The organism is Litoribrevibacter euphylliae, from assembly GCF_042646085.1.
In the GTDB taxonomy this organism is placed as follows: Bacteria; Pseudomonadota; Gammaproteobacteria; order Pseudomonadales; family Litoribrevibacteraceae; genus Litoribrevibacter; species Litoribrevibacter euphylliae.
Window position 1 is genome coordinate 1 of sequence record NZ_JBHRSZ010000004.1, and the last position, 13,298, is coordinate 13,298.

At 43.2% G+C, this 13,298-nt stretch carries 9 protein-coding genes; 1 reads left to right on the forward strand and 8 read right to left on the reverse strand.

All coding sequences use genetic code 11. The features are described from left to right. The coding region (locus tag ACFOEK_RS07580; protein WP_386718622.1) for a VCBS domain-containing protein at positions 1-3,114 on the forward strand (3,114 nt) is incomplete at its 5' end. A gap of 144 nt (positions 3,115-3,258) precedes the next feature. Here the strand turns inward: ACFOEK_RS07580 and ACFOEK_RS07585 are convergent. The 8 genes from ACFOEK_RS07585 to ACFOEK_RS07620 form a co-directional block, all read right to left on the reverse strand. Next, a complete protein-coding gene (locus tag ACFOEK_RS07585; protein ID WP_386718625.1) occupies positions 3,259-3,597 on the reverse strand; it encodes a tryptophan synthase subunit beta like protein in 339 nt (112 codons plus the stop codon). A gap of 23 nt (positions 3,598-3,620) precedes the next feature. Further along, entirely contained in the window at positions 3,621-4,991 is a 1,371-nt protein-coding gene (locus ACFOEK_RS07590) for a TolC family outer membrane protein (RefSeq protein WP_386718628.1), read from the reverse strand. Between the two features lie 17 nt (positions 4,992-5,008). Then, positions 5,009-5,641 (reverse strand): response regulator transcription factor, encoded by a 633-nt coding sequence (locus ACFOEK_RS07595; protein ID WP_386718631.1) that lies wholly within the window; start codon positions 5,639-5,641, stop codon positions 5,009-5,011. Continuing rightward, positions 5,638-6,978: an HlyD family type I secretion periplasmic adaptor subunit gene (locus ACFOEK_RS07600; RefSeq protein ID WP_386718634.1), complete on the reverse strand. Its 1,341-nt coding sequence runs from the start codon at positions 6,976-6,978 to the stop codon at positions 5,638-5,640. The genes ACFOEK_RS07595 and ACFOEK_RS07600 overlap by 4 nt, the downstream gene beginning before the upstream one ends. A gap of 1 nt (position 6,979) precedes the next feature. Next, positions 6,980-9,154 carry a type I secretion system permease/ATPase gene (locus ACFOEK_RS07605; protein WP_386718637.1) on the reverse strand — a complete coding sequence of 725 codons (2,175 nt, stop codon included), beginning with the start codon at positions 9,152-9,154 and terminating at the stop codon, positions 6,980-6,982. 205 nt (positions 9,155-9,359) lie between these two features. Then, on the reverse strand, positions 9,360-9,776 hold the full coding sequence (gene hisI / locus ACFOEK_RS07610; protein WP_386718640.1) for a phosphoribosyl-AMP cyclohydrolase: 417 nt from the start codon (positions 9,774-9,776) through the stop codon (positions 9,360-9,362). Positions 9,777-9,899: 123 nt separating this feature from the next. Continuing rightward, a complete protein-coding gene (gene folE2, locus ACFOEK_RS07615; protein ID WP_386718643.1) occupies positions 9,900-10,853 on the reverse strand; it encodes a GTP cyclohydrolase FolE2 in 954 nt (317 codons plus the stop codon). A 207-nt stretch (positions 10,854-11,060) separates the two neighbouring features. Next, the gene (locus ACFOEK_RS07620; RefSeq protein ID WP_386718646.1) at positions 11,061-13,295 is read right to left on the reverse strand and encodes a bifunctional diguanylate cyclase/phosphodiesterase; all 2,235 of its coding nucleotides are present in this window, start codon (positions 13,293-13,295) and stop codon (positions 11,061-11,063) included. Positions 13,296-13,298: the final 3 nt, after the last annotated feature.

Genomic DNA, 13,298 nt, shown 5'->3' on the forward strand with positions numbered 1-13,298 from the left:
ACCAAATCTCAGACCATCACCATTACCGGTGCCAATGACGATGCAAACATCGTTGTGACGGCAACGGACACAGCAGTGACGGAAGACGATGCGTCGAATGCCACAGCGACCGGTACTGTAACTATTACTGATAGTGATGTTGGTGAAGGCTCTTTAGTAAGTAGTTTGGCTTTATATGGCAATGTGTCTGTAGACCTCTTGGGTAACTGGACATATACCTTGAATAATACTAACCCTCTAGTTCAGGCGTTAGCAGATGGAGAGACCTTAACGGATACGATTAGGTTTATTTCAGACGATGGCACCGTGGCTACACAAGAAATCATCATCACCGGTGTCAACGATGAGGCAACTATTGTCGTTGTAGCAACTGATGCTTCGGTAATGGAAGATGACGCTACTAACACTACAGCTTCAGGTACAGTTGTAATCACTGATATTGACAATGGTGAAGGAACCCTTGTAAGCAGCACTGCCACTTATGGAACAGTCTCTGTAGATGCGTCCGGCAACTGGACCTATACCTTGAACAATGGTAGCACCACTGTTCAAGCTTTAGGTGATGGCCAGGTTCTGAACGATATCATCACCTTTACGTCAGACGACGGTTCCACTCAGACGCAGCAAATCACCATTACAGGTACAAACGATGATCCTAAGATTTCTTTAGGTTTATTAGGTGATGTCGAAGAAAATAGTGCTGTCGAAGGTCAAAGTATTGCTAAGTACTCTGCTAGTGATGTGGAAGGTGATGTTGTTGTAACCTTTAAAGATGGTACAAACTCTGCCGGTTACTACCAACTAGTAGGCGCAACTGTAGTTTTGACTGCTGTCGGGGCAGCATTTGTAAATGCAGGTAATGAACTGCCTGATATTCAGCTGACAGTTACCGACGAAAGCGGTGCTTCTGTTGATTCGATTACTGTGACGCCAGTAGTTAATCTTGTTAATGATGCGCCAGTAGTTTCTTCTGCAGATCTTGGTTCTATTGCTGAAGACGGTAGTCTGCTTATTACTCAGGCTGATCTTCTTTCTGCTACTGAGGATGAAGAGGGTGGCTTGACGGTAAGTAATCTTCAAGTGACGTCTGGTTCGGGTGTTTTAACCGATAATGGAAATGGAACCTGGACATTTGAGCCTAATGACCATTGGAGTGGAAGTGTTGAGTTCAGCTTCGATGTGATTGATGGTGCGCATTCGATCGCTGGGGATGCAACTCTTTCAGTAACTGCACAAGCGGATACTCCAAACTTGTCTGGCCCAACTAAGATTGTCGAACTTGTAGATTTGTCAGGTAATAATGGCAATGACCAAGACGGTGTGGTTGATATTACGAATGGTACGATCACATTAAACAGCGAAGGTGATGATTCAGAAACTTCCCCTTCTGAAATTGAAAATGGTCTTGGGTTAAGTGCTGGTACATTAGATGCACTGGCTGATACGACATCTTCAACCAAAGCGTATGATGGTTCTTACTATCAAAAAACCTTTTATGCTCAAGCTGGTGATACGTTGACGTTTGATTGGGACTTTATTGATCCTGAAGGAGCTAATAATCAAAACACTTCCGTTTATAATGATTATGCGATTGTTGTGATAAATGGAGTGCCTGTTGTTCTAGAGGAAGCTAATGACAACGAGCAAGGCGTCGCCACTTATACTTATACGGTTACTGAAACTGGACCTTTAACTCTTGGATTTGCCGTCGTAAATGTTGGTGACTGGCGTTATGACTCTCAGCTAGTTATTTCTGATCTTGAGTTGTCTGGTGCTACTATCCCGACTGAGTCGATAGACGTAGCTGTAAATGTTGCATCTTCTTTGATAGACCTGGATGGTTCTGAGTCCATGACGGTCACTTTGTCAGGTTTCCCTGAAGGTACGCTATTTAGTCAGGGCGAATTAATAAATGGAGAGTGGGTAATCGATTTAGGTACTGATTCTCTAGAAGGGTTAATTATGACCTTGCCTGTACCAGCCAGTAATTTTGATCTTCAAGTTACTGCAATGTCTACGGATAGCAATGGTACTACGGCTGAATCTGATTTAACGATCCCTGTTACTTTGATTGATACCAGTGGTTCAGAAACTGCACAAGTTGGTTTGCAGGGAAGTTACTATGGATTTAATAACTGGCCTGGTGGCGTAGGAAGAGAAGTAGACTCTATCTCTGAGGCTAAGACTATTATTAATGGTCGAAGTCCTTCGGCTACTTTCACTGCTACGTCATTAGATTATGTTGCTGGTACTGGTGATCTTGCGAAAAATGATCATCTACAAACTTTCTTAGGGGAGGATGCTGATTCACTTTCAAAAGATCCTGGTTCAAGAGATCAAGCTGTTTTACACATGGAAGGTAAGATCTTCTTAACTGAAGGGACGTACGCTTTCCAAGTAACAGCTGATGATGGTTATCAGATCTTAGTTGATGGCGTTTCTGTTGCTGAATACGATGGTAATCAAGGCGCTACTACTCGTAATCCTGATAATTACTCAAACGGTCATGTGTATTTTGATATTGATACCGCAGGTGCGCACGATATTGAGATTATTTATTGGGATCAGGGTGGAGCTTATCAGTTCCGTGCCGAGATCACTGATGATAATGGTCAAAGCTGGAATACCTTAGATGGTTCTTACTTAAGAAGTTCTGAAACCAATGCTGATCAACTTATTGGTGATGATTCTGCCAATGAATTAATTGGTTTGTTGGTGGATGACAACATCTTTGGTCAGGATGGAAACGATACCATTATTGGTAATGCTGGTGATGATTACCTTTCAGGCGGTGCGGGTAGCGATACCTTTGTTTGGAAGTCAGGTGATGACGGCACGGTTTCTGATGTTGCCATGGATACCATCAAGGATTTCCAAACTGGCAATGGCGGTGATGTATTAGACCTTTCTGATCTGTTAATTGATGAGCAGGCCAACGATCTGACTAACTACCTAAGCTTCGAAAGTGATGGTGTTAATACGGTTGTTAGTGTGAAAGCGGACGGTGCTAATGTGACTCAAAAGATTACTCTGGAAGGTGTGAATCTCACAGGGCCGGATGCGGATATCATTAATCAGCTAATCAATGATGGTAACTTGGATGTGGATCAGTAGTGATCCATCTTTCCATTACTCAAATCCTCTCTGAAAGGGGATTTGAGTAAGCATTAAAAAAGGAGCCGTAGCACGGCTCCTTTTTTAATGGATGATTGTTCTTAAGAATGATGATTCTGTTCTTAAGAGTGAAAAATCAGATCGTTAAAGCAAGTCGTCTTCATTTAGCAGAGAGGTTCCTTCTTGATTTAACAGAGAGCGTAATTTCTGACGAGATACCAGTTTCTGTTGAACGGCATCTGGTAGATCGGTGAATAGAATGACCTGTTTTTCAATTAAGACCTGAATTATGTCTTCTGCTACACGTGCTAATTCGCTGTCAGATTCACGAAGTGCTCTTAGTGCTTCATCTTGATCCGGTTCCATACCTAAGAAAGCAACTACTTCAGGTGAGGTTGTAGGAAGGTATTCATCGTCATCACTGTCTTTCACTGAGGTGAGAGCAATGATGTTTCCTTCGTGATTGCGTTTTACGTAAGGCATGATGAAATCTTCCTAATCTGAGCTTATGAGAACTTCTTACCTGGCGGTAGTTGTTCTGGTTCTGGTGCTTTTACTTTCAACGAGTTAAGTAGTTGCCCTTGAGCTCGTAGTACCTGGAACTTAGCGATGGTAAATTCGCTTTGCGCCTGAACGTATTGGTTCTTGGCTCGTAACAACTCATTCTCTGAATCTAGCACATCTAGCAGACTGCGCTGACCAATTCGAAATTGTTGTTCATACGCTTTTTGAGTCTCTTGAGTTGAGTCCACATAGTCTTTAAGGAAAGCTACGCGGTTCTCGGCTGATTTGAATGCATTCCAGGCAACCTCAGCGTTCTTACGAACTTCTCGTAGTTGAGCATCCAACTCGTATTGGGATTTTTCAAACTGGCTCATTGCCTGACGCTGGCTCGCATCGGTAAAGCCACCTTGGAATAGGCTGTATTCCATTTTTAGCATGATGTAAGCGTCGTCGTTACGACCTGCTGTGCCATCTAAGTTGTCGTTCCACGAAACGCCTGACTCCAGGAAGAAGTTAGGATAGTAATCGCCTTCAACCGCTTCTACATTGAATTCTTGAGACTTCACTTGATGACGTCGTGATTGGACGGTTGGATGGTTTGCCAACGCAGCTTCAATAGCATCGCTTTTATGGTTTGGTAAGTCGTAATCGAAGTAGGGCATGTTCACCAGTTCAGGTGGATTTACGCCAACCAATTCGTAGTACTGGCTTTCGGCATCGTACAGATTATTCAGAGCGGTTTCGAAGTTGGAGCGTGCCAATGCCAGACGTGCGCGGATTTGGCTGATGTTGGCTTTATTATCTGCACCAGAATTAACTCGCATTTGAATCTGATCATGAATACGTTGGTGCGCTAATAGATTCTCTTTACTGTTTTTAAGAACTTGATTCGCCGAAACCACGTCAACGTAAGCGTCAACTACTCGAATTGCGACGTCTTCTGCCACTTCGATCAGTTCGAAGTCAGCTGCGTCAATGCGAGATTGCTCACGAGCTCGCTCGCTCTGCATTTTAAAACCATCGAACAGGTTCTGAGTGATTAATACTTGCGCTTCACGACGCTTAAGTGTTTCTGAACCACCGCCGGCAACTGTACGTGTGGTGTTATTTTCACTGTTTTCAGGCCCAATACCGGCAGAAATCAGAATCTGTGGTAAGTAGCGTGAGTAGGCTTTTTGTTCTTCATCACGAATGGTCGCGTGCTCTTTAATTTGAGCCTGAACATCAGGATGATTCGTAATAGCGACGCGGATGGATTCTTCTAGGCTACTGGCCAGCGATAGATTTGAAAATCCAAGTGCGCCAACACAGGTTAGAGCAGCGAAGGTTCGCTTTAACCTCATTGATAGGTGAGTTTTGCTGTTGTTAGTCATAGTATACCCGGAACAAGTTATAAGTCGTTTTTATAGTTCAGAATTAATTCGGTTCGATTTTTAATCGATAGTTTCTCGTATACGGCGGTCAGATGTGCTTTTACGGTTCTTTCCGCTATATGCAGACTGTCAGCAATTTGTTTGTTGCTATGGCCCAAGACTACGTTTTTGGCCACAGACAGCTCTTTTGATGTCAGTCTTTCAAGAGCACTCTTGTCGGTGCTTTGTTCATTAGAAGAGGGTGTTTGTTTCAACCCTTCGACAACAGAAGCGCCTAGCCATACATCACCAGCAAGCACTAAATTAATGGCTGCTACCAGCCGCTCTTTACTACTAAAGAGATTTCCATAACCTTTATAGCCTTGTTGCAAGGCTATAAGGCCTTCTTCGAACGAAGGCGTAGGGCTTAATAATATTACTTTCTTTTGGTGCTTTATTAATTCGGAGCGCACTATATCACAGTCGATTTTTTGTTCAATCAGGACAAGTTCTGTTGTGTGTTGAGAAAGTACAATTAGTGCTTCTTCCTTAGAGTTTGCACAGTAAATTTGAAACTCTGCTTGGAGCTGTTGAGTTATCGTCGGCTCAGACTCTAGTGAAGCTATAATGACTAAGCTACCTTTAATTTCTTGCAATAGTTGAATACTCATTTTTCTGTCAGAGCTCTCTCTTTTGCTTTGAAAATGGGCTTAAGTAGGTAATCCATAATGGTTTTCTTACCCGTCAGAATATCAACATTGGTGGTCATCCCTGGGATGATAGGCAACTCGCGTTCGTTTTTTCCTAGGAAGCTTTGATCTGTTGTAACTCGAACCAAATAGTAGGTTTCATCTTTCTCATTAGTGATTGAGTCAGCACTGATATGAATAACAGAGCCTTCAAGGCCACCATAAATAGAAAAGTCATAAGCAGTAAATTTAACGATGGCTCGCTGCCCAGGGTAAATACGTGCAATATCGGCCGGACTAACTTTGGCTTCTATCAGTAGAGAATCTTCGATTGGAACGATACTGAGAATGTCCATACCCGGTTGAACAACACCACCTACGGTATTGATCATGATTTGTTTGACGGTTCCTTTTACCGGTGAGCGCACGGCGGTGCGGGTGACTTTATCTTCCAATGCGTCTTCGGATTTAGAAAGGCGTGACAACTCAGCAGTAACTTCTGAGAGTTCCGCATAGGCTTCACTTTGGTGTTTGAGAATGATTTCCGACAGTTTTGAATCCATCTCTTCGATCTGTGCCTGTAGCACAGGGATTGATAGATTAAGTGAGCTGATTTGGGTTTCTAGTCGAACCACCTCTTTTTCAGCTCGGATAATTTCTACTTCGGAAACCGCGCCACTTCTTGCTAAAGGAATCAATAAGTTTAATTCACGTTCGGCTAATTTCAGTGATCGTTTGGTCTGAGCTTTTTCCGATTTAACCTGAGTTAGTTCGGCTTTGGTTTGCGAAACTTGTTTTGAAATAGTCGCCTTTTGAGCATTTAATTGATTCAAACGTTTTAAGAACAGACCTCGTTCCTGCTGAATAAAGCTCAATGCATCTTCGGGAAGATCATAGGGTACGGCAATGGCATCATCACCCTGTGATTCAGCCGTTAAGCGTGCAGCTCTGGCTTGAAGTTCAAAGTAACGTAATTTAGTTTCCTGGAAAGACGACTGGAACTGGGTGTCATCAATTTTAACTAATACATCGCCTTTGTTGACTAACTGACCTTCGCTGACCAGTAATTCAGAGATGATGCCGCCTTCTAAGTTCTGAATCACTTGAAGTTGTTGAGACGGTATAACTTTACCTTCGCCCCGTGCGATTTCGTCAATTTCAGCAAAATAGGCCCAAGTTATGATCAGAATCAGAAAGGCAAAGACAGTCCATAGCAGCAGTCTGGATTTAAATGGCGTTTGTTCTTCCATCGCCGCTCTGTTTGGCGACATATAGGCAATGTCGATGTCTTGGGTGCGTTTCAAACCGGGTTTTAACATATTATGACTCCGATCCTGATTGGCTGGCGGAGCGAAGCAAACCACGTTTTAAGGCATCCATAACCTGAGTTTTTGGACCGTCAGCAATGATGTGCCCCTGATCCAGTACGATGATGCGATCAACCAAGTTTAAAAGAGATGCACGGTGAGTACTCAGGATCAGCGTCTTGCCTTTTAGATGCTGATCAAACTGTTGAAGTACCGCTTGTTCGGTTTGATTGTCCATTGCACTGGTGCATTCGTCCATGAAGATGATCGGCGGATCGTTCACTAAAGAACGAGAGATTGCTAATTGTTGACGTTGGCCGCCAGACAAGCCTTCGCCACGCTCTCCGACGGTCATGCTGTAACCTTGCGGGTGGTGATTGGCAAATTCGGACAATAATGAGATTTCGGCCACTCTTAGAATTTCTTCATCGGGTGAGAATGGCGCTTTCAATGCAATATTATCTCGAAGACTACCACTGAATACCTGAATATCTTGAGGAACATAAGCAATGTTGTTTCGGCAATCGCTAGGATTAATTTGCTGTTGATCCAAACCGTCCAGAAGTATTTGTCCTTGGGATGGGGTAAATAAGCCCATTAAGAGTTTACCCAGAGTGGACTTTCCTGAACCTACTTTTCCGATCAAGGCAACACGCTCACCGGCCTTGATCTTGATGTTGATTTTGGACAGTGTGGGCTGAGATTGACCAGGGTAGGTAAATTGTAGGTCTTTAAACTCAATCGAGCCCTTGAGCTCCGGTCGATAAATATAGCGGCTGTCATCCTGTTGATCATCGGGTAAGTGGATGATTTGATCCAGAGAGCTGATGGCTTGTTTGGTTTGCTCAAATTGTGCAATCAAGTTGGCGGCTTGTGCCATTGGTGCAATCGCGCGACTACCGAGTAAGACACACGCAATCAAGGCGCCCATACTCATTTCATGCTCTGTGATTTGATAGACCCCGATAATGACAATGGCAACGCCTGTAAGCTGTACGAAAAAGCTGGATAGCTGGCTGACGGAATTGGAAATTCGACGAATATTAACTTGGTTTTTGCTCAAGAAGGCGACGTTTTCTTCCCATTGGCTTTGTCGTTGGCCTTCGGCATTAAAAGAACGAATGGTTTCCAATGATTGAATGGATTCAATTAAATTAGCATGCTTCTTTACGTGCGCCATTTGAGTTTTCTCAATGGCGCGTTTGAGTGGCCATTGGGCGTAATAGCCATAACTTAGAATCAAAAGCGCGGCAACGATAGGCGCTAAAACAATAGGACCGCCTAATGAAAAGATCACGATTAAGAAGAGAATAGCGAAAGGGAAGTCCACTAACGTTGCGATGGTAATGGAACTAAAAAAACTTCGTACGTGATCAAATTCTTTGATGTGCTGCGCAAAGCCACCAACCGATGGCGGTATATGCTGGAAATGAATACCTAACGCTTTTTGGAACAGCTTGGCACTGAGGATAACATCTAGCTTCTTTCCGGCTACTTCGATGAAATGATTTCTTAAACTCTTAATGATGAAATCAAAGATAAATACAACCGCGACACCACTAGCCAAGACCCAAAGTGTCTCTACTGCATTATTGGGAACCACCCGGTCATAAACGTTCATGACGAATAAGGGGTTTGCCAGGACAAATAAGTTGATCATGATGCTGGCAATGATCACATCGCGATAAATACTTTTCGAATACCTGAGAGTATTTCGTAGCCAGTGTTTAGCTTCAGGGGATGAACTAGCTTGTTCTTTACCGCCCGCCGGAAGTTCATGGGTAACGCGGAACTGGGGCTTAATGAATAGGCATTGCCCTGTGTACAGATCTTTAAGATCAGCATAGGACAGCGATAAATGCGTCATGCCATCGTCTTTGGAAGGATCAATGACGGTATAGGAATCGTCTTCTTGATCTAAAGCCGTCAATACATAGGCTTTATGGTCTTTTAAAAGTAGGACGCACGGAAGAATATCTGAAGGTATCTCCCGAAGAGAGCGAGTGACTAACGAGGCGTTAAAGTCGATGCGCTCACAGGCTCGAATAAATAAGCTGGGTGTTAGTTGGTTATCAACTAACGGCAGCCCGGAGATCAGAGATACAGGGGAATGTGGACGGTGCAATATTTGGCATACAGCCGTTAAACAACCCAACAACATGTCATTGTTATTGTAAGAATTCGCCACGTTCATATATCCCTTTATATTCAAAGGTTAATGTACAAGATGTTATTTAGTTTTATTGTTATTTTTTGTTAATAGCGTTAATTAGTTAACAGACAGACTTAAAGTAAAGAATAGTCAAGTTTCACAAAAGTTATTGTCTTTATTGAACTTTTTAGTATTGTTTGACTAAATCCAACAATATCTTTCAAAGTAATATACGTGAATACTATTCGATTGGATCAGACTTTATGGTGACTTTTTGCTCAGAAATGTCGTTATAGAAGCAGCTGCGACGATTGGTATGGCATGCCGGGCCTTTTTGATCTACTTGCAACAAAAGTGCATCGGCATCGCAATCTGCAGCCATAGAAATTAACGTTTGCTGGTGACCTGAACTTTCACCTTTTCGCCAGTAGGTTTGGCGAGAACGAGACCAGTAACACACTTGTTTGGTCTGTAGTGTTTCTTGGATGGAGAGCTTGTTCATCCAAGCCATCATTAACACTTCTCCGGTATCATGCTGCTGAGCAATCGCAGGGATAAGTCCGTCTTCGTTATATTTCAAACTGTCTAAGGCTTCTTCCAGGTCAAAAGTGCTACCGGATGATTGTTTCTCAATGGCTTTCCAGTCAAGTTTGCTCATGAGTGTGTCCAATGATTTGTAGTGGTTATTTATCGTAATGATTATTTGGAGAGAGGAGAACTGGCTTGATGATTCAAGCCAGTGAATTATCTAGGTCGAGAGAGCGGTTGAACTCTCTAGTGACTAACGATGCAGATGGGGTTGGAAACCGCCTTCAACACCTTTAGTGGTGATGCTTACTGCATCGTGAGCATGAAGGCTCTCTAAATGTTCTACACGCAGCCAAAAATCCAGGTATGAATTTTGTTGGTTCAATGCATTCTTAACGCGACGAGCAGCGTCTTCAACGAACATTAAGTTGTGGCCATTCAGACGCGCAAATTCTTGTTCATCTTCACGTTTAACCGCGGTTTGAACCGGCGTTTTCAGAGCGTCTTCAATCACGTTAATCAATTCTGAAATTGGGAATAACTCAACAGATTCATCAAGACGAACAACGACGTGTGCTGTACTTCTTTGGCTATGAGGTGTTGCGTAGGTTCCTTTTTCTGAGCGTAACCAGCTTTCCACTTCGTTAACAGAAATGTCAGCACGACCTTCAAAGTCTTTACTAAATTGTTCTTGAATCAACTGTCTGGCCAATGCTGCTGAGCATGGGCAGGTCGAGGAATATGGCACTTTAACTGAAAGCTCAATAACAACTTTGCCGTCCTCAAGAAAACCGTTAACGCTGACTGGATAATCTTTCCAACCTGCAAATTGACTTTTCAATGCGGGTTTCTTAATCAGGTAATCAAAATCAATATTAAGATTTGCACAGTCACTGATGTCATGATGGCTGTCTAGAAGGTGAGATAAAAACTCTCTCAAGCCCGCAACGGTAACCACTTCTTTTTCTGCATATTGCATCAGAAGAAGGTAAAGACGAGACATGTGAATGCCTTTTACCTGAGGATTATTCAGGTTGACGTAAGTCTGCACTTTGGCATCAATGCGTTGTTCTGGTTCGTTCACATCTTTGATGACGAGTGGTAGAGCGATCCCGCTCATGCCTACCCAGTCCAGCGTAGTGCTATGGCTTGAACGACTTGTAAGTGCCACATCAGGAAGGGCTTTTTCGGAAGCAGGGTTGGTCACTGACTTAGGTATCCTATGTTAGTGTGATAGGGCTTTAAAACCTTAAAAATATTAAGGATAGTTGATCAAACCCAGAGTAGAAATAATCGCGGTATGCTATACGAAAGTGCCAGGATCAGCAAGAAGCGACCCTGGCGAATCTGATAGTAATTATTGATAAGTTACATTAAAAAGGCTAATGGAACCTTAAGTGTCTTAGTTAGACACTTAAGGTTGCTTTTTCAGGAGAAGCTCTTTCAGATCGTTGGCGTGCATTGGTTTTGCATAGAAGAAGCCTTGCACCTCATCGCATCCAAGTTCTACTAATACGTCCGTTTGCTCTTGATCTTCAACCCCTTCGGCAATCACCTGAAGATTGAGTTCGTGGCCCATTTTGATGATCAAGGACACGATGGTTTTGTCACCTTGATTGCTCTCGACACGTCGAATAAATGAGCGATCAATCTTAACTCGATCCACGGGTAAGCGTTGAAGGTAGCTTAATGAGGAGTAGCCGGTACCAAAGTCATCAATAGCGACAGTGATACCGTCCAGTCTTAACATAGACAGTTGATCGATGAACACCATAGCATCTTCTGTCAGCATAGATTCAGTGATTTCCAGTTCCAGGTATTTAGGATTAATGCCCGTGCTTTGAATAGTTTCATGGACGTAGTCGATGAAGTTGGGATCTTTAAACTGACGCATTGAAATGTTCACCGCAACGCGCAGTGGCGGCAGACCTTCCTGAGTCCACTTAACTTGTTGCTCACACGCGGTTTTCAATACCCATTCACCGATATGAACAATCTGGCCTGAATCTTCTGCGGCAGGAATGAAATCCATCGGAGAAATAATAGTGCCGTCTGGCTTGAACCAACGAACCAGAGCCTCAACACCAATGTATTGATTTGTCTTCAGGCAATACTGTGGTTGATAGAAGAGCACCATTTCGTCATTTTCGAGAGCGCCTTTCAATTCTTTGATGACATTAAGGCGGCGTTTCAGTTGCTCATCCATTGCCGGATCAAAGAATTGGTGTTTGCCCTTGGTGTTACTTTTAGCGTACTTCAGGGCAATGCCAGCGTTCTTGAATAATTCGTTCGCATCGCACTCGCAAGTGTCTGAAGCTGCAACACCGGCAGATACAGAGACAGGAAGTTCGTTATCACCAATTTGAAGCGTTGTTTCCAGCGCTTTGTAGAGTTGCTGTGGTATAAGCTCGCGATCTTCATCTGTCGCGACAGCGATGTACACGCCAAAGGTGTCGCCACTTACACGACCAATAACTGCATTAGGGTAGGTGCTGGTTAGGCGCTCTGCGACCATCTTGATCACAGAGTTGCCGGTATCATGACCGAGCCCATCATTCACCGCTTGGAAGTTATCTATGTCGATAAGCAGCAATAAGTGCGTTTGGTTATTATTAGCAAGCAGGCTTTGGATTTTATCCAGAAAACCATTGCGATTCTTTAAACGGGTCAGATTATCCTGAAAGGCGATTTCGTTAATGTGTTCAAAGAGATAGGTATTCTCAAGTGAAGTAGCTATTTGAACGCCAAAAACAGCAAGCAGCTTCTTGTTAACAAACTCCAGTTCGTTATCTGGTTGACCTGCGATCACGATTTTGTGACCAGAAGGTGATTTTGCAAAGAGGCAAATGATATCACCATCAAACAGGCTGGTTTCCGACGAAAAGGCGTTGGCTATAGCGATATTAAAGTCATCACCTAATTCTGATATTGGCGTATTTGCTTCGATGTTTATATCTGAACCTGAAGCCAGTACCAGTGCTGTATTCTTGGTGCTCATGTTGTGACTGCCACACACCAGAACTTTACTTGGAGAGCATTTAGCCAAGTTACCAAATGGCTCCATCACATCACGGGATAGACCTGAGATACTGCGTTCTTGAAAGAGCTCTCTTGAAGACTTAACAATGTATTCCAAGCCTGCTTGACCGGTTTCCATTGCTTTGATTTGTTCGTAGGAGCGTAGAGCAGAGGTAAGTGCGGTAATTAACTTAGTACGTGTTAATTCACTTTTCGCTTTGTAATCATTGATGTCATATTTACTTATAACTTCTAACTCGGGAGCGTAACCAGGCTGGCCTGTACGTAGAATAATACGAACCGAGTTATTCTTAATTTCATCTCGAATGTAGCCTACAAGTTCTAAACCGGCGTTTTCAGTTTCCATGACAACGTCAAGGAGGATGCAAGCGATATCCTCTTCTTGTTGAAGAATTTCTCTTGCTTCTTGTCCTGAAAATGCAGATAGAATTTCCAGAGGTTTACCCTCAAAGACAAAGCCTTGCAAAGCAAAAGTGGTCGCCTTATGCATTTGCTGTTCGTCATCGACAACGAGCATTTTCCAGGGTACCGACGAAGTTTCTGATGGAACTTCATGGTGGTCATCCTCAAATACAATTAGCTCGTCCTGCGGTGATAGCTGCTGTGTCATATA

What these genes read in the sequence shown, in the direction of transcription:
- ACFOEK_RS07590 (WP_386718628.1), bottom strand. Translation starts at nt 4,991, where the DNA reads ATGACTAACAACAGCAAAACTCACCTATCAATGAGGTTAAAGCGAACC.
- ACFOEK_RS07620 (WP_386718646.1), bottom strand. Translation starts at nt 13,295, where the DNA reads ATGACACAGCAGCTATCACCGCAGGACGAGCTAATTGTATTTGAGGAT.
- ACFOEK_RS07600 (WP_386718634.1), bottom strand. Translation starts at nt 6,978, where the DNA reads ATGTTAAAACCCGGTTTGAAACGCACCCAAGACATCGACATTGCCTAT.
- hisI (WP_386718640.1), bottom strand. Translation starts at nt 9,776, where the DNA reads ATGAGCAAACTTGACTGGAAAGCCATTGAGAAACAATCATCCGGTAGC.
- ACFOEK_RS07585 (WP_386718625.1), bottom strand. Translation starts at nt 3,597, where the DNA reads ATGCCTTACGTAAAACGCAATCACGAAGGAAACATCATTGCTCTCACC.
- ACFOEK_RS07595 (WP_386718631.1), bottom strand. Translation starts at nt 5,641, where the DNA reads ATGAGTATTCAACTATTGCAAGAAATTAAAGGTAGCTTAGTCATTATA.